The following is an 18,886-nucleotide window of genomic DNA, read 5'->3' as shown; positions in this document are numbered from 1 at the left end:
TTTATTTCTCTCTTACTTTTTTTCATTATTTTTATTATAAAAAACCACTGAAATTTTTGTATTCCCCTAAAACATAAGCTTTTTGTAGCACAAGAACATTTCTGCGTGATCCCTTAGGAAAAGTAGCTTATCAAGAAAACTGTTTACATTAACAACATTATATTCACATAATTTATGATTCGGGTAATCAAAAATAAGAATCGGTTAAATGACGTCTCAAGAAAATATTCCTCTGATCATCCTGATTAGTTGTGTCGCGACCCTTGGTGGTTTTTTATTTGGTTTTGATAGTGGCGTAATTAACGGCACCATTGATGGCTTGCAATCTGCGTTCAATTCAGAGCAAGTAGGAACAGGATTTAATGTCGCCAGCATGCTGTTGGGCTGTGCGTTTGGCGCCTTCTTTGCCGGCACACTTGCCGATAAATATGGTCGCCGTAAGGTACTTCTTGTCACCGCGTTACTCTTCATCATAAGCGCTTGGGGTTCAGGTATTGCTGAATCATCAGTAGAATTTGTGGTTTACCGTATTTTAGGTGGCCTGGCCGTTGGCGCCGCTTCGGTAATGACGCCTGCTTATATTAGTGAAATCGCGCCTGCTCGCATGCGCGGGCGTTTAGCGACGATTCAGCAAGTTGCCATAATTACCGGTTTATTTATTGCCTTTATCAGCAACTACCTATTAGCAAACGCGGCGGGTTCGTCAACGACGCAATTTTGGCTCGAATACGAGGCATGGCGCTGGATGTTTTGGATAGAGCTCTTCCCTGCAGTATTATTTTTATTATTACTTTTACTTATTCCAGAAAGTCCTCGCTTTTTGGTCTTAGCCAAACGAGAGAGTGAAGCTAGCAAAGTACTCACTCGTTTATTTGGAGCACAAGCAAGTAAAGAATTAATTACCGACATTGGCCAGAGTTTAGAAACCCAAAGCACACCAAAACTTAGCGACTTAATAGATAAACAAAGCAATCGTGTTCGCAAAATTGTTTGGGTGGGTATTGGCTTGGCAACCTTCCAACAGTTGGTTGGGATAAACGTGATTTTTTATTATGGTGCAATTTTATGGCAGGCGGTAGGTTTTACGGAAGCTCAAGCGCTTACCACCAATATTATTGGCGCGGGCATTAGTATCTTAGCCTGCTTAATTACCATCTCGATGATCGACAAATTTGGACGCAAACCTTTTTTATTAATAGGCTCAATTGGCATGGCAGTGACCCTATCGCTAATGGTTTATGCTTTTGCCAGTGCAGATACCGATGTTTTAACAGGAAATTTAGATCTAGGCGCTAAAGGCACAATGGCTTTAGTTAGCGCCAATGCTTATGTTTTCTTTTTTAACTTGTCATGGGGCCCGGTAATGTGGGTAATGTTGGGTGAAATGTTTCCAAATCAGATCCGTGGTTCAGGATTGGGGGTTGCTGGTATCGCCCAGTGGACAAGCAACTTTGCAATCACCATGACCTTCCCAATTATGCTCACCAGCATAGGCCTTGCAGGGGCTTATGGCTTTTATGCAATATGCGCCATAATCTCAGTCTTTTTTGTCATCTACTTTGTGCATGAAACAAATGGCAAGACCTTAGAAAGTATGCAGGGTTGATTGTTAAAGGCGAAAATAAAAGTTGGGGCATATTTTACTTGTAACCTTGCGCTTCATAAGTATAATACGCCTCCCTCCCTTATGACGCTGACGATTCCAAGAACGACCGACAACTTCACAAGGGTAGTGTAACTGTTGAATGTGTAAAAAAAGACACCATCTACCTTACATGAAAGGTAGCGTATGGTGAGCTATTTTAGCAACAGGGGTGTAGCTCTAATTGGTAGAGCAGCGGTCTCCAAAACCGATGGTTGGGGGTTCGAGTCCCTCCACCCCTGCCATTTGACGAAAATTTTTAAAATAACGTACTTTAACGTTATGTTTTATAGGTAACACTAATGAGCGAGAAGGTAGAGAACGTTTCAAGTCCAATGGATTTGATTAAATGGATTGTAGTTGCAATTTTGCTAGCTGGTTTGGTATTTGCGTACACCACTTACGAAGAAGTATCAGTGCTTTATCGTGCGCTTGGCGCCGTTGCAACCGTCATCGTTGCAGGTTTCATTGCAGCGTCTACCTTCAAAGGTAAGGCTTTTTTAGGCTTTGCTAAAGATGCTCGAATCGAAGTCAGAAAAGTAGTATGGCCAACACGTCAAGAAGTTGTACGTATGACCTTGGTTATTTTAGCGGCTACTGCAGTTGTTGGTCTATTGTTGTATTTCATCGACATGATTATTGTATGGGTAGTAGGATTAGTCACCGGTATTGGAGCATAAACTATGGCCGATAAGAAGTGGTATGTAGTACAAGCGTTTTCGCAATATGAAGGACGCGTAAAAAAGACCTTAGAAGAATATATTAAGATGCACGCCATGGAAGACTATTTTGGCGAGATTCTTGTGCCCACTGAAGAAATCGTTGAGATGCGCGCAGGTCAAAAGCGCAAGTCTGAAAGAAAGTTTTTCCCAGGCTACGTGTTAGTTGAAATGGAAATGAATGAAGATTCATGGCATTTAGTAAAAAGTATTCCCCGTGTATTAGGCTTTATTGGTGGCACATCTGACCGTCCAATGCCAATCACGCAAAGAGAAGCCGACGCAATCCTTAATCGTTTAGAAGAGGGTGTTGATAAGCCTAAACCTAAAACCTTGTTTGAGCCAGGCGAAGCTGTTCGTGTTACTGACGGTCCATTTGCTGACTTCAACGGCATGGTCGAAGAAGTCGACTACGAGAAAAGCCGCTTGAAAGTGTCTGTATTGATATTTGGTCGTTCAACGCCGGTAGAACTAGAATTTAGTCAAGTTGAGAAAGGCTAATTAGTCGTTAAGCCAGCTTAGCCGGACAAAAAAACCTGGATACCTTCAGCGGATTCAGGTTTTTTTATGCCTATAGCATTTGCTTTTAGTATTGGGTATTGATGGGCATTTTTATCAATTATTAAAAAGTCAAAATAAGAGTATATTTACGCGCCAATCCTCTGTACACTTCCGCGCTGTTTAGCGTACTTAGGCTTTTTATACACTAAACACAACAAAAATAGCTCAATTGCTTAAATAATAGCAATCTATGGTTGCATTTGTGCGCGCTAAAGCATACAATTTGCGCCCTTTTTTATGACGGGGAGCCTTTGACGGAGATATTCTCTTGTATCTTCAAGGCGTTAGACCCACAAAATAGAGAATAAATACAATGGCGAAGAAAGTCTCAGGCTTAATTAAGCTACAGGTTGCTGCAGGTTCAGCAAACCCAAGTCCTCCAGTTGGTCCAGCACTTGGTCAACATGGTGTGAATATCATGGAATTCTGTAAAGCGTTTAACGCGAAAACAGAAGCATTAGAAAAAGGCGCTCCGGTACCGGTTGTTATTACGGTATACGAAGATCGTTCTTTTACCTTCGAAACTAAAACACCACCTGCTTCTTATTTGCTTAAGAAAGCTGCTGGTATTAAGAGTGGTTCTGGCCGTCCTAACACTGAAAAAGTGGGAACGGTAACGCGTGCGCAGTTAGAAGAAATTGCAACAACTAAAGAACCAGATTTGACTGCTGCTGATATGGATGCGGCTGTTAACACCATCGCGGGTTCTGCTCGTAGTATGGGCTTAAAGGTAGAAGGATAAGACGATGGCTAAATTATCAAAACGCGCTCGTGCCATTGCTGAAAAAGTAAGCGGTACTAAAGAATACGAATTTGATGAAGCGATTGCTTTATTAAAAGAATTTGCTACTGCAAAGTTTGCTGAAAGCATTGACGTTGCCGTCAACTTAGGCATTGATGCACGTAAATCTGACCAAAACGTTCGTGGCGCAACTGTGCTACCAAACGGTACTGGTAAAGACGTTCGTGTTGCTGTTTTCACACAAGGCGCAAACGCCGAAGCTGCTAAAGAAGCCGGTGCTGACATCGTTGGTATGGAAGACTTAGCTGAGCTAGTGAAAAAAGGCGAAATGAACTTTGACGTAGTAGTTGCTAGCCCTGACGCAATGCGTGTGGTTGGTCAATTAGGTCAAATCTTAGGTCCACGTGGCCTTATGCCTAACCCTAAAACGGGTACCGTTACACCAGACGTAGCAACAGCAGTTAAAAACGCTAAAGCGGGTCAGGTTAGATATCGTAACGACAAGAACGGCATTATTCATGCGAGCATTGGAAAAATCTCGTTTGAAGCAGGTTCAATTAGAGAAAACCTTGAAGCACTAATGGACGCTTTGCGTAAAGCCAAGCCAAGTTCTGCTAAAGGCACATATATCAAAAAAGTAAGCTTAAGCACTACGATGGGCGCAGGTGTAACTGTAGACCAAAGTACGCTAACACAAGTTTAAGCGACTTTCTCTTGTAAAAGGTTGTGGGTTGGAGCTGGATTTAATTAGGTAATGTGTTGTGTACAACCTTTACCAAACAAATTGCAGCTCCCGTCCAAGACCGCAGGCGAAGTACAGTAAAAGAAGTAAGAGAGCTTTTACGACCTTAAATTTTAAGGTAAATGTATTTCTTAATTCGTACCTGCGCAGATGGTGAATTCAACCCAGACTCTCTGGGAAATGAACACCGTAGAGCGGTACAAACGCAATTAAGCAATATGCGAATGTATCTATCTGTAATCCTGCTAAATGGCGTACGAAGGTACAACAAATAGCAGATATTAAAAAAAGGTGAACTCAGTGGCACTAGGCTTAGCAGCAAAAAAAGAGATCGTAGCGGAAGTATCCGATGTCGCATCTCGTGCTCTATCTGTTGCCGTCGCTGAATACCGTGGTATGGAAGTAGCTGATCTTACTGAACTTCGTGTTCAAGCTCGTGCACAAGGCGTATATCTGAAAGTTATCAGAAACACCCTTGCTAAACGCGCTTTAGCCGACAGTAAGTTTGCTGATATTGACTCTGCGTTAACCGGTCAATTAATTTATGGATTTTCTATCGATGCACCTGGTGCAGCGGCTCGTCTTTTCAAAGACTATGCAAAGAAAAATCCTAAGTTGAATGTAACGGCACTAACGATTGGTAATGGTTTAATGGGTCCAGAGAAGTTGGACGCAGTAGCATCACTACCTACAAGAGACGAAGCATTAGCTCAATTACTTGCTACCTTCAAAGCACCGGTCGGGAAATTCGTTCAAACTGTTAACGAAATACCTACCAAGTTTGCTCGTGTATTGGCGGCGATCAAAGAAACTAAATAATTGGTTTTTTTGGCAATTTGAATTTTTAACATTATACCCAGGAGTTTAGAGAAATGGCTCTAACAAAAGAAGATATATTAAACGCAATCGCTGAGATGCCAGTAATGGACTTAGTAGAATTGATTGAAGCAGCTGAAGAAAAATTCGGCGTATCAGCACAAGCAGCAGTTGCTGTAGCTGGTCCAGCAGTAGCAGCAGAAGCGGCAGAAGAACAAACAGAATTCGACGTAATTCTTACTTCTTTCGGTTCAGCTAAAGTTGGTGTTATCAAAGCAGTTCGTGGCGCTACCGGTCTTGGCTTGAAAGAAGCTAAAGACGTAGTAGAGTCTGCACCTAAAGCTATTAAAGAAGGTGTATCTAAAGCGGAAGCTGAAGAACTTAAGAAGACGCTTGAAGAAGCCGGCGCTGAAGTTGAAATCAAGTAATTAGTTTTTTGCTAATTGCTGACCGGTAAAATGGTCTAGGCTGATGATTTTTAATCATCAGCCTTTTTGCGCTATATATTTATAAAAATCAAGCGCAAGTAAGTCACAAAATTTACTCCCTTTATTTGTGATTTATATTTTGCATGGTATTGTTGTACAAGTTTTTGATTTTGTAGGGCATTATTTAGTGTTACATCACTTTATATCGTCTTATTTCTGAGAAACTTGAGTCACCGCCCAGGCAGTTAAAGGGCATTGGATGTTTGTTACACATAAAGAATCGTCCACCCGACGGTCGTGTAGCAGGTTGGGTCTAAAATCAGTCGACTGAGGAACCCATGGTTTACTCTTATAGTGAAAAAAACGTATCCGTAAGGATTTTGGCAAGCGCCCGCAGGTATTGGAAATTCCATACCTTCTTTCAATACAACTGGATTCATTTAAGAAATTTATCGAGCAAGATCCCGACGGCCAATATGGTTTAGAGTCTGCGTTCAGATCGGTATTTCCAATAAAAAGCTATTCAGGTAATTCTGAATTACAGTATGTAGCTTATCGTTTAGGCGAGCCTGTTTTTGACGTTAAAGAATGTCAAATTCGTGGTGTTACCTATTCAGCGCCATTACGCGTCAAACTAAGACTTGTCTTGTTTGATAAAGAAGCAGCACCAGGCACTGTAAAAGATATTAAAGAGCAAGAAGTCTATATGGGCGAAATCCCATTGATGACCGACAACGGTACTTTTGTTATTAACGGTACCGAGCGTGTAATCGTATCTCAACTACATCGTTCACCTGGCGTGTTCTTTGATCACGATAAAGGCAAGACTCACTCATCAGGAAAAGTGCTTTATAACGCACGTGTTATTCCTTACCGTGGTTCTTGGTTAGACTTTGAATTTGATCCCAAAGATAATTTGTTTGTACGTATAGATCGTCGTCGTAAATTACCGGCTACCATTATTTTACGTGCACTTGACATGAGTACTGAAGAAATACTCGATTGTTTCTTTGATAAAGTGTCTGTTCGCATTGACGGCGAAAACTACATGATGGATGTAGTGCCTGATCGTTTACGCGGCGAAACTGCCCAATTTGATATTGTTGGCAAGAAGGGTGAAGTTATTGTTGAGGCTGGTCGTCGTATTTCGGCTCGTCACACGCGTTCACTTGAAAAAGCAAAAATTAAAGAATTAGTTGTACCTGCTGAATATTTGGTAGGAAAAATACTTGATAAGAGCTATGTAGATGAGAGCACAGGCGAAGTTGTTGCCGAAGCAAACCAAGAATTAACGCTTGAACTACTTACATCGTTAAAAGCTGCTGACATTAAAGTGTTCAATACACTTTACATCAACGAGCTTGACCACGGTTCTTACATCTCTGATACCGTAAGTGTTGACCCATCTAATAACAAATTAGAAGCATTGGTTGAAATATACCGCATGATGCGTCCTGGGGAACCACCCACTAAAGACGCGGCTGAAAACTTGTTCGACAACTTGTTCTTCTCTGAAGATAGATATGACTTATCTGCAGTTGGACGTATGAAGTTCAACCGTCGTATAGGTCGCGAAGAATCAACGGGTTCAGGTACCCTTTCGAAAGAAGATATTGTTGCAGTTATGCAGCAGCTTATCACTATTCGTGACGGTAAAGACGAAGTTGATGATATCGATCACTTAGGTAACCGTCGTATTCGTTCTGTTGGTGAAATGGCTGAAAACCAATTCCGTGTTGGTTTAGTACGTGTTGAGCGTGCTGTAAAAGAGCGCTTAAGTTTAGGTGACCTTGATGCAATTATGCCGCAAGACCTAATAAACGCTAAGCCTATTTCAGCAGCAGTTAAAGAGTTCTTTGGTTCAAGCCAATTATCTCAGTTCATGGATCAAAACAACCCGCTTTCAGAAGTTACGCATAAACGCCGTATTTCTGCGTTAGGCCCGGGTGGTTTAACACGTGAACGTGCTGGCTTTGAAGTTCGTGACGTACATCCAACTCACTATGGTCGTGTATGTCCTATCGAAACGCCTGAAGGTCCAAACATTGGTTTGATCAACTCGCTTTCAAGCTTTGCCAGAACTAACGATTTCGGTTTCTTAGAAACGCCTTATCGTAAAGTTATCAAGGGCTCTGTTACTGACGAAATAGAATATTTGTCGGCAATAGAAGAAGGCCAATATGCGATTGCACAAGCAAACGTGGCACTTGATGACAAAAACAATCTTGTTGACGACCTTATTGCTTGTCGTCAACGTGGTGAAAACGTACTTGTCCAAAAAGAAGATATTTCTTACATGGACGTTTCACCACAGCAAATAGTATCGATAGCAGCCAGCATCATACCGTTCCTAGAACACGATGATGCTAACCGGGCACTAATGGGCTCAAACATGCAACGCCAAGCTGTACCAACATTAAAAGCTGATAAGCCTTTAGTGGGAACCGGTATGGAGAAAACGGTTGCAGTTGACTCTGGTGTAACGGTTGTCGCGAAACGCGGCGGAACTATTGATTATGTAGATGCCTCACGCATTGTTGTTAAAGTCAACGAAGACGAAATGACACCAGGCGAAGCGGGTATCGACATATACAACCTAACAAAATACACCCGTTCTAACCAGAACACTTGTATTAACCAACGTCCAACATGCAACGTGGGTGACCCCATTGTAGTTGGTGATGTACTTGCTGATGGCCCGTCTACCGATTTAGGTGAGTTGGCGCTTGGTCAGAACATGCGTATCGCATTTATGCCTTGGAATGGTTATAACTTCGAAGATTCAATTCTTATTTCTGAGCGTGTTGCAGAAGAAGATAGATTTACGACTATTCATATCCAAGAGCTTAGCTGTATTGCTCGTGATACTAAGCTTGGTCCAGAAGAAATCAGTGGCGATATACCAAACGTTGGTGAATCTGCCCTTGGTAAGCTTGATGAATCTGGTGTTGTATATATTGGTGCTGAAGTTAAAGGCGGCGACATATTAGTCGGTAAAGTAACTCCAAAGGGTGAGACTCAACTTACGCCAGAAGAGAAGCTTCTGAGAGCCATATTTGGTGAAAAAGCGTCAGACGTTAAAGATACTTCTTTACGTGTACCTAACTCAGTAACAGGTACGGTTATTGACGTTCAAGTCTTTACCCGTGATGGCGTAGAGAAAGACAAACGTGCACTTGAAATTGAAGACATGCAACTGCGTGAAGTGAAAAAAGACTTAGGCGATGAATTTGGTATTCTAGCTGATGGTATTTTTGCTCGTGCACATGCATTGCTTCTTAAGTCAGGTGTTGAACAAGCTAAACTTGACGGTTTACCACGTGAAAAATGGTTTGATATCGCGCTTAAAGATGAAGATTCGCAAAACGAACTTGATCAAAACGCTGAGCAATATTCAGAAATCAAAAACGACTTTGATAAGAAGTTTGAAACTAAGCGCCGCAAAATCACCCAAGGTGATGATTTAGCGCCTGGCGTTCTGAAAATTGTTAAAGTTTACTTGGCTGTGAAACGTAGTATTCAACCGGGTGACAAAATGGCTGGACGTCATGGTAACAAAGGTGTTATCTCGGCGATTCAACCAGTAGAAGATATGCCTTATGATGCAAACGGAACGCCGGTAGATATCGTGCTTAACCCGCTTGGTGTACCTTCGCGTATGAACATTGGACAAATCCTTGAAACTCACTTGGGTATGGCTGCACACGGCTTGGGCGTGAAAATTGACCGCATGGTTAAAGAACACCAAGAAGTGGCTAAGTTGCGTAGTTTCCTTAAAGAAATTTACAACTTAGGTAAGTCACATCAAGAAGTTAACATTGATGAGTTTAGCGACCACGAAGTACAACGCTTAGCACAAAACCTTCGAAAAGGTGTGCCGGTTGCGACTCCTGTGTTTGATGGTGCCAACGAAACTGAAATCAAAGACATGCTTGAACTTGCAGATATTCCTCGTTCAGGACAGATTACTTTGTTTGATGGTCGTACAGGGCGTGCATTTGAACGTCCAGTCACGGTTGGTTACATGTACATGCTGAAACTAAACCACTTAGTAGACGACAAAATGCATGCTCGTTCTACTGGTTCGTACAGTCTTGTTACACAGCAACCTCTTGGTGGTAAAGCACAGTTTGGTGGTCAGCGCTTCGGTGAGATGGAAGTATGGGCACTTGAAGCATACGGTGCTGCGTATACCTTACAAGAAATGCTCACTGTTAAGTCTGATGACGTGAATGGCCGTACTAAAATGTATAAAAACATTGTTGACGGCGACCACAGAATGGAGCCTGGCATGCCAGAGTCGTTCAACGTATTGTTGAAAGAAATCCGTTCATTGGGTATCAACATTGAACTTGAAGAACAGTAGGCCGCGCTAACAAGTGCTTGAAAAAGCCTAGCAAATCTACAGGTTAGCCCTGTTAGTTGATTCGTGAATAAAGCGGGTAAACGAAACAGGGCTGGTAATACAAACTCCGTTGGGAGAGAAATGTGAAAGACTTATTAAAGTTTATTAAACAACAAAACAAGACTGAAGAATTTGATAATATCAAAATCGGTCTTGCATCACCTGATCAAGTTCGTTCTTGGTCATTTGGTGAAGTTAAAAAACCTGAAACAATTAACTACCGTACGTTCAAACCTGAGCGCGACGGCCTTTTCTGCGCCCGTATTTTCGGCCCGGTAAAAGATTATGAGTGTTTATGCGGCAAGTATAAGCGCCTTAAGCACCGCGGTGTTATTTGTGAAAAATGTGGCGTTGAAGTTACCTTAACTAAAGTACGTCGTGAACGTATGGGCCACATTGAGCTAGCAAGCCCAGTGGCACATATTTGGTTCCTTAAATCACTACCGTCAAGAATTGGCTTAATGCTAGATATGACTTTACGTGATATCGAACGCGTTCTTTATTTTGAGTCATACGTAGTAACTGAACCTGGCATGACCGAGCTTGTGCAAGGTAGCTTGTTAAATGAAGAAGAATATCTTGATTCATTAGAAGAACATGGCGATGAGTTTGAAGCAAAAATGGGTGCAGAAGCCGTATTTGAACTGCTAAAAGCCCTTGACGTTGATGCAGATGTTGCTGCAATGCGCGAAGAGTTACCTAGTGTTACTTCTGAGACAAAACGTAAGAAAATTACAAAGCGTTTAAAACTATTAGAATCTTTCCAGCAGTCTGGCAACAAGCCTGAGTGGATGATTTTGACTGTATTACCCGTATTACCTCCAGAACTGCGTCCATTAGTACCGCTAGATGGCGGTCGTTTTGCGACCTCTGATTTGAACGATTTGTATCGTCGTGTTATTAACCGTAACAACCGTTTAAAACGTTTGTTAGATTTAGCAGCGCCAGACATTATCGTACGCAACGAAAAGCGTATGTTGCAAGAAGCAGTTGATGCCCTACTTGATAACGGTCGTCGCGGCAGAGCAATTACCGGTTCTAACAAGCGTCCACTTAAATCACTTGCTGACATGATAAAAGGTAAGCAAGGTCGTTTCCGTCAAAACTTACTAGGTAAACGTGTTGATTATTCTGGTCGTTCGGTTATTACCGTAGGTCCTACACTACGTTTACATCAGTGCGGCCTACCTAAGAAAATGGCACTTGAGTTATTCAAGCCGTTTATATACGGAAAGTTAGAAGGTCGTGGTTTAGCGACTACTATTAAAGCTGCTAAGAAGTTAGTTGAACGTGAAGCACCGGAAGTATGGGACGTTTTAGACGAAGTTATTCGCGAACATCCAGTACTGCTTAACCGTGCTCCAACGCTACACAGACTTGGTATCCAAGCATTTGAACCGACCCTAATTGAAGGTAAAGCGATTCAATTACACCCATTAGTATGTGCGGCTTATAATGCGGACTTCGATGGTGACCAAATGGCTGTTCACGTACCATTGACGATAGAGGCGCAACTTGAGTCTCGCGCGTTGATGATGTCGACGAACAACATATTATCGCCTGCTAATGGTGAGCCAATCATCGTACCTTCACAGGACGTTGTATTAGGCTTGTACTACCTAACGCGTGACCGCGTGAATGGTAAAGGTGAAGGCATGGTATTTACCAGCCCGAACGAAGCAGAAAAAGCCTACCGCACTGAGAATGCCGAATTGCATGCTCGTGTAAAAGTACGTATTACCGAATATGATGTTGCTGAAGATGGTAGCAAAGTAGAAAAAGTAACCTTAACTGACACAACGGTTGGGCGCGCAATTTTCTCTTTGATGTTACCAAAAGGGTTGCCTTTTGAAATCATCAACCAAGCCATGGGTAAAAAGCAAATTTCAAACTTGTTGAACGCTTGTTATCGTACGCTTGGTCTTAAAGATACGGTTATCGCAGCTGACCAAATCATGTATACCGGTTTCCATTATGCAATGATTGCTGGTGCGTCGGTTGGTATCGATGACATGGTTATCCCTGAGGCCAAAAAAGAACTTGTTGCCGCTGCAGAAGCAGAAGTAATTGAGATTCAAGAGCAGTTCAATGGTGGTCTTGTTACCGCTGGTGAGCGTTACAATAAAGTTATCGATATTTGGTCAACGGCCAATGATAAAGTCGCTAAAGCGATGATGGATAACTTAAAAGTTGAAACGGTTATAAACCGTGACGGTGAGGAAGAACAACAACAGTCGTTCAACTCAGTGTACATGATGGCCGATTCTGGCGCTCGTGGTAGCCCCGCACAGATTCGTCAGTTAGCAGGTATGCGTGGTCTAATGGCTAAACCAGATGGTTCAATCATTGAGACGCCTATTATTGCTAACTTCCGAGAAGGTCTAAACGTACAACAGTACTTTATTTCTACTCACGGTGCGCGTAAAGGCTTGGCCGATACGGCACTTAAAACAGCTAACTCGGGTTACTTAACTCGTCGTCTGGTTGACGTTGCACAAGATTTGGTTATTACCAACGACGATTGCGGCACCTTCGAAGGTGTTGTAATGAAGCCGCTAATTGAAGGTGGTGATGTTGTTGAGCCATTGCGTGAGCGTGTACTTGGTCGAGTAGTTGCTAAAGATGTTATTAAACCAGGCACCAAGACCGTTGTACTTGTTGAGCGTAATGTATTGCTCGACGAACAATTGGTAGACATGCTTGAAGCCAATTCAGTTGATGAAATTATTGTTCGTTCTGTTATCACTTGTGATAACGACCACGGTGTTTGTGCTAATTGTTACGGTCGTGACCTAGCACGTGGCCACATGGTCGGTTCTGGTGAGTCTGTTGGTGTTATTGCTGCCCAATCAATTGGTGAGCCAGGCACACAGCTTACGATGCGTACTTTCCACATCGGTGGTGCTGCATCTAGAGCATCAGCTGAAAACAACGTACAAGTTAAAACAACCGGTACATTGAAACTTCATAACGCTAAAACTGTTCGTAACACCGATAGCAAACTTGTTATTGTTTCGCGTTCAAGTGAATTGACTATTATTGATGATCAAGGTCGCGAGAAAGAGCGTTATAAATTACCTTACGGCGCAATATTGTCGGTTGATGATGGCGCAGGCATAGCTGCCGGTGACATCGTGGCAGCTTGGGACCCGCATAGTCACCCAATCGTGACAGAGCGTGTATCTAAGATCACCTTTGCTGACATTGATGATACAAACACTGAAACACAAACCGATGATCTCACAGGTATTGCACGTGTTGTTGTTAAAGATTTGTCTAAGGCTAATGCGAAAGAGCCTAAGCTAATTCTTGAAAGTGACGGCGGTGCATTGCAAGAGATTCGTTTACCAAGCTTTACAACGATTGAAGCGATTGACGGTAAGACGGCACAAGAAGGTGATGTACTTGCTCGTATACCTCAAGAAAGCTCGAAGACGCGTGATATTACCGGTGGTCTACCTCGTGTTGCTGACTTGTTTGAAGCACGTAAGCCGAAAGAGCCTGCAATACTGGCTGAAATTTCGGGTGTTATTGGTTTTGGTAACGAAACGAAGAGTAAGAAACGCTTAACGATTACGCCTAAAGCCGATAGCAAAGAGAAACTTAGCGTTAGCTTAAATGCAAACGGTGCTTACGAAGAGATGATCCAGAAATGGCGTCAACTTAACGTGTTTGAAGGTGAATCAGTAGAGAAAGGTGAAGTTGTTTCTGACGGACCTGAGTCTCCACATGATATCTTGCGTTTGCGCGGTGTAAGTGCAGTCGCTAACTATATCGTTAACGAAGTACAAGAAGTTTACCGCTTACAAGGTGTAAAAATTAACGATAAGCATATCGAAGTTGTCATTAGACAAATGCTTCGCAAGTGCATGATTACTTACGCTGGTGACAGTAACTTGCTTGAAGGTGAGCAGGTTGAGGTAGCACAAGTTAAGATTGCTAACCGTGAGCTAGAGAAGCAGGGTAAAATCCCAGCGACTTATGAAATACAGCTCTTGGGTATTACTAAAGCGTCGTTGTCGACAGAATCATTTATATCTGCGGCATCTTTCCAAGAAACGACTCGCGTGCTTACAGAAGCCGCGGTTCAAGGAAAAGAAGACGACTTACGTGGCCTGAAAGAAAACGTTATTGTTGGTCGACTAATACCTGCTGGTACTGGTTTTGCTTACCATCAAAAACGTACAGCACGCAAAGCTGCAATGAGAGAAGAAGCTGCGGCGATATCAGTATCTGCTGATGAAGCCCAAGCGCAACTTTCAGAAGCGCTGAATGCAGGTGAAGACTCAGAGTAATTTGGGTTTTCACTAGGCAATAAAAAACGAGGCAATTGCCTCGTTTTTTTATGTCTGCTATTTGTAGAAAGCGTTAACCTAGATGTGAGCTTAATTACTCAGCTCCTTTCGTCGTCAGCGCTAGATACATCCTTTTCTATCTAAACAGGTATAGCACCCGCTAGAAGAGCAAACCCAAGGCTATAATAAATAACCTTGGGAAAAGCTGAGACTTGCTTAGTTACTTCTGAAGCTTGCCATAAGCGTGAACGACATAGATGTGTTGTTATCTACATTGAAACGATAAGTTGGAAATACCGATTCGTCGTTTGTTGGCTGCACCATTAAGCGGAAGGGCGCGCTATCGGCTTCTGATATTACTTGGTTATTTGCCAAACCTTCAAAACTAGGAACAATTAGGTTAGTTGAATCTACTGCGCTTAAATTAGTGATGGTATAGTCTTGCCCAATAGCAATTAGGATAAAGCTGCCGATAGGATGATTTGCCGGTTTAGGGTCACCAAAAGTCACACTAGCACCGGTATTCGCATTGTAGGAGAAGTCTAGTTCGGTACAGCTAGATGTTAATTCTCTGCATTCAAATAGTTTCAAGTCGCTCACTACTGAATAGTTTGAGAAGTCACTTCCGCCGTCTGTTCGAATCGCCCATGAGAACATAACAAGATTATTGTTAGCATTAGTAAATGTCTTAACTTCATGAACTTTGATTACTGCTGTAATGCCATTCGCATTTGAAACCGCGGCTAGAGTCTGTCCTGAGTTTTCAATGAGGGTGACTGAAGTAGCACCGAAACTCAAGGCGCTGGTATCGCTAACTTCTTGCACTAATGAAGCGTCGCTAATTGCCGCTAGAGTATGGCTTGCTACTGCATCTAAACTTGCGCTTTGATTGTCGATATCACTAAAATCAATACTTAGGGCATAATCGCCATCGCCAATGGTAATTGATGTCTCACTGTTATATTTATACGAACTAAAACCCGTTAAAATTCTAGCTTGCTGGATAGTTGTGGTTTCAGTATTGCTTATTGCGCTATCGCTAAACGATGCTGTAATTGATACTTCACCTTCACTTATAGGAGTAAGGCGGCCTACGCTGGCGCTGTCGTTACTTACCGTTGCGATCGATGCGTCTGAGCTTGCCCATACCACTTGATCAGTTACGTCGGCATCAGAACCATCAGTAAACGTCGCCGTTGCGGTAAGCTGAACATTCTCATCATCTGAATAAATGGTTGGTAAGCTGAATGTGACTGTTAAGGGTTCAGCCGCTGTAATGTTGACGGTAAATACGAATGAGAGACCATCGAATGCAGCAGTAACGGTCGTGCTACCTTCGCTAACACCCATAATGCTTGCTGTTGCCGTGCCAGTAGCACTTACAGTAGCAATGCTATTGTCGCTTACTGACCAACTTACACCTGATACCGGTGTTAACTCAGAACCATCCGAATATTCTACTGTAATTGAAGCATTGCTTGATAAACCAGCTGCAATTTCTAAGGTTGGCGTTGCCGATAGCACAGCTACAGGAACTGCCGGTGTTACCTCGAGATCAATTGCGCTTGTAAATGTACTGAAAGATGCGGTGATATTACCTGTGCCTTGTTGACCTGCGGTGAAGGTAACCGCTGTCGCATTAGGAGCAGCAAACGAGCCTAATTGTGCGTCGCTGACCGAAAATGCACTCGATGATGTAACATTGTTGGTTGAATTATCACTTAAGTTCGCGATTACCGATAATGCTTCTGACTCACCTTCCGGTAGGGTCACCGATGTGGTACTAAATTCGATGTCAGTTACGACTGCTGCTACCGTGTTTACCGTAAAGCTTGATGTAAATCCGTTTGAGCTAGCACTAATTTCGCTGCTACCTTCTGCTACAGCAGTGATAGTCGCAACACCATTGGTAGAACTAACGGTAGCAACAGATTCATCGCTACTCATCCACTGTGCTTCGGTCGCTGCCTGAGTGCTATTGTCAGAAAATAAAAGGGTAGCGCCAAGTTGCTCTTGTAAGCCTGATGGAATATTCGTAAACATTGGCGAAGTATCTAAGCCTGTCACAATTGCATTGGTGATGGTAACGCTTGCACTGTTTGATGAAATGCCGCCGCTAACGCCAGTAATTATTGTTTGACCTACACTAACACTTGTAATGAGTCCTTGTGCATCAATCGTTGCAACTTGTTCATTTGAACTGCTCCATATTACGCTTACTGGATTTGTTGAATTGTCAGTAAAAGTACCAAAAGCTTGTGCTTGCGTGGTAGTACCTAGCGCTAAACTTGCATCACTCACTTGAACATTAATGCTTTGTAACTCGGCTGCTGTGATAGTCAATGAAAAGTTGGCGCTTATGCCGTTTTGTTCAGCGCTTAAGGTTACGCTGCCTACACTCACTGCGCTAACAAGACCTTCATCTGTAATGGTCACGATAGTATCGTCGCTAGAGCTCCAGCTCACGTTATCGATAGTTGACGTATTACCGTTGTTAAAAGTGCCTTGAGCGGATAATTGTAAGTCTAAACCGACAGGGATACTGGTGGCGTTTGCTGCAATAGCGATACTGGTTAAACTTGGCGCAATAATGTCGATGTTAAATGCGGGAGTTGTAAAACCTTGGGCGCTTGCGCTTATACTCGTTGAACCTGCGCTTAAGGCATTGATTACGCCGCTTGCATTAATAGAGGCGACTGCCGGATTGCTAGATGTCCACGTGATACCTGATAAAACCGCGCTTTGACCGTTGTCGTAAGAACCTGTCACATCTATAGTATCTTGTTGACCAACTATATAACTAGTTTCAGCACCTGTTACTGCAATTGAAGTAAGCACTCGTGCTGGGGGCGTAGTGTCGCCACCGCCACCACCGCCACTACAACCAAATAAAAAAATTGAATATAGCGCAGCTAACAATAAATAAATCGGTCTCACTTGGACTCCTTGGGAATATTTCTTAAATATTTGAATAATCTGCTAGACCGTAAAGAGGGCAAGCAATAATTTGAATTAAACATCGTCATTACGACCACTTTAATACAAGCTATGCAACAACTAGACAACAGTACAATTAAACAAATTATCGACTGGCAAAATTATAACATTAACAATTTGCAGATTCGACCGTTTATCGTGCAATCGGCATTTCGAGGGGATAATTTTACGCCCTGTTTTGGGGCGACTAGTCGTGTTTTATTTATTAGCACTAATTCCCGCGCATTACGCCATTTTACTTGACATGCATGGATTTGATCTATACCATTTTGCGACCCAAAAATAGTGTTCGATGTTATTTTATAAATTTCGTATTTAAAAGAAAGGTATAGAACTAGCTCAGTACTTATTTATTAAGTAAACATTATTTATGGCCAACGAGCAGCAAATACCTACGTAAATTCAATTGCTTAGGTGTTTGTAAATAGGACCCGTACAGTAACAATGCTGGCGGGTAATTTAGTATTAATCAGGAGCTAGTTAATGGCAACAGTTAACCAGTTAGTGCGTAAGCCCCGTAAAAAGCCGGTAGAGAAATCTAACGTAGCTGCTTTACAAGCTTGCCCACAACGCCGTGGTGTATGTACTCGTGTATATACTACCACTCCAAAGAAGCCAAACTCGGCCATGCGTAAAGTATGTCGTGTTCGCTTAACAAACGGTTTTGAAGTGTCTTCATACATTGGTGGTGAAGGTCACAACTTACAAGAGCATAGCGTGGTACTTATCCGCGGTGGTCGTGTAAAAGATTTACCAGGTGTTCGTTATCACACAGTTCGCGGAACATTAGATTGTTCTGGCGTGAGCGATCGTAGACAGGCCCGTTCTAAGTACGGCGCTAAAAGGCCTAAGTCTTAACGGTTCTCCGTTAGTAAGGCCAAACTATTAAATTAGAGTTTTGGGAAACCCCTGAATTCCACGGAGAATTAAGATGCCAAGAAGACGAGTCGTAGGTCAAAGAAAAATCCTACCAGACCCTAAGTTTAAATCAGAGTTGCTTGCAAAGTTCATGAATGTCGTAATGCTCGACGGCAAGAAATCGACCGCTGAAAAAATCGTATACGGTGCCCTTGAAATTGTTGCTGAAAAAACCGGCAAACCACACCTAGACGTGTTTGAAGACGCCCTAGACAACATCCGCCCCACAGTAGAGGTTAAATCTCGTCGTGTTGGTGGTTCTACGTACCAAGTACCTGTAGAAGTTCGTCCAGTTCGTCGTAACGCGTTAGGTATGCGTTGGATGGTTGAAGCGGCACGTAAACGTGGCGAGAAATCCATGGCTCAGCGTTTAGCTGCAGAAATGATGGATGCGCAAGACAGCAAAGGTAGTGCGGTTAAGAAACGTGAAGACGTTCACCGCATGGCAGAAGCTAACAAAGCATTTGCTCACTACCGCTGGTAGTAAGTCTGAAAGTCAGAAAGAAAAAACAGTCTGCCTTTTTAAAGGCAGACTGTTTTGCAATTTAAAAGAGAGAGAAAATAAAGGGGTCAGTGTCAATTAATTTTGTCACGACAAAATTAATTGACACTGACCCCTTT

General features: G+C 42.6%; 11 protein-coding genes, 1 tRNA gene and 1 pseudogene. 12 read left to right on the top strand and 1 reads right to left on the bottom strand.

The window, feature by feature from the left end; translation table 11 throughout:
• Positions 1-208: 208 nt before the first annotated feature.
• The 10 genes and pseudogenes from AC0L6H_RS21975 to rpoC all read left to right on the top strand — a co-directional run bounded on the left by AC0L6H_RS21975 (position 209) and on the right by rpoC (position 14,350).
• Complete coding sequence (locus AC0L6H_RS21975) at positions 209-1,606, top strand: sugar porter family MFS transporter (RefSeq protein ID WP_473391575.1); 1,398 nt, start codon at positions 209-211, stop codon at positions 1,604-1,606.
• Positions 1,607-1,810: 204 nt separating this feature from the next.
• Positions 1,811-1,887, top strand: a tRNA-Trp gene (locus tag AC0L6H_RS21970).
• A gap of 57 nt (positions 1,888-1,944) precedes the next feature.
• A complete protein-coding gene (gene secE, locus AC0L6H_RS21965) occupies positions 1,945-2,322 on the top strand; it encodes a preprotein translocase subunit SecE (RefSeq protein ID WP_473391573.1) in 378 nt (125 codons plus the stop codon).
• 3 nt (positions 2,323-2,325) lie between these two features.
• On the top strand, positions 2,326-2,862 hold the full coding sequence (nusG, locus tag AC0L6H_RS21960) for a transcription termination/antitermination protein NusG (RefSeq protein WP_473391571.1): 537 nt from the start codon (positions 2,326-2,328) through the stop codon (positions 2,860-2,862).
• 373 nt (positions 2,863-3,235) lie between these two features.
• On the top strand, positions 3,236-3,664 hold the full coding sequence (gene rplK / locus AC0L6H_RS21955) for a 50S ribosomal protein L11 (RefSeq protein WP_473391570.1): 429 nt from the start codon (positions 3,236-3,238) through the stop codon (positions 3,662-3,664).
• Between the two features lie 4 nt (positions 3,665-3,668).
• The gene (gene rplA, locus AC0L6H_RS21950) at positions 3,669-4,367 is read left to right on the top strand and encodes a 50S ribosomal protein L1 (RefSeq protein ID WP_473391568.1); all 699 of its coding nucleotides are present in this window, start codon (positions 3,669-3,671) and stop codon (positions 4,365-4,367) included.
• Positions 4,368-4,706: 339 nt separating this feature from the next.
• Positions 4,707-5,225: a 50S ribosomal protein L10 gene (gene rplJ / locus AC0L6H_RS21945; protein ID WP_473391567.1), complete on the top strand. Its 519-nt coding sequence runs from the start codon at positions 4,707-4,709 to the stop codon at positions 5,223-5,225.
• Positions 5,226-5,278: 53 nt separating this feature from the next.
• Positions 5,279-5,650: a 50S ribosomal protein L7/L12 gene (gene rplL / locus AC0L6H_RS21940; protein WP_473391566.1), complete on the top strand. Its 372-nt coding sequence runs from the start codon at positions 5,279-5,281 to the stop codon at positions 5,648-5,650.
• 338 nt (positions 5,651-5,988) lie between these two features.
• Positions 5,989-10,016: pseudogene (rpoB, locus tag AC0L6H_RS21935) on the top strand (DNA-directed RNA polymerase subunit beta).
• 122 nt (positions 10,017-10,138) lie between these two features.
• Entirely contained in the window at positions 10,139-14,350 is a 4,212-nt protein-coding gene (gene rpoC / locus AC0L6H_RS21930; protein ID WP_473391564.1) for a DNA-directed RNA polymerase subunit beta', read from the top strand.
• A 216-nt stretch (positions 14,351-14,566) separates the two neighbouring features.
• Here the strand turns inward: rpoC and AC0L6H_RS21925 are convergent, their stop codons facing one another.
• Positions 14,567-17,287, bottom strand: coding sequence for a beta strand repeat-containing protein (locus AC0L6H_RS21925; protein ID WP_473391563.1), 2,721 nt, complete (start codon positions 17,285-17,287; stop codon positions 14,567-14,569).
• Positions 17,288-17,830: 543 nt separating this feature from the next.
• On the opposite strand from AC0L6H_RS21925, the gene rpsL reads away from it, so the two are divergent.
• Positions 17,831-18,205, top strand: coding sequence for a 30S ribosomal protein S12 (gene rpsL, locus AC0L6H_RS21920; protein WP_472617801.1), 375 nt, complete (start codon positions 17,831-17,833; stop codon positions 18,203-18,205).
• A gap of 73 nt (positions 18,206-18,278) precedes the next feature.
• Positions 18,279-18,749 (top strand): 30S ribosomal protein S7, encoded by a 471-nt coding sequence (gene rpsG / locus AC0L6H_RS21915; protein WP_473391561.1) that lies wholly within the window; start codon positions 18,279-18,281, stop codon positions 18,747-18,749.
• The last annotated feature ends 137 nt before the right edge of the window (positions 18,750-18,886 follow it).

The organism is Glaciecola sp. G7-5 (assembly GCF_055808975.1).
The sequence above is the reverse complement of the archived record's forward strand: the minus strand, read 5'-3'. Positions and strand labels throughout refer to the sequence as shown.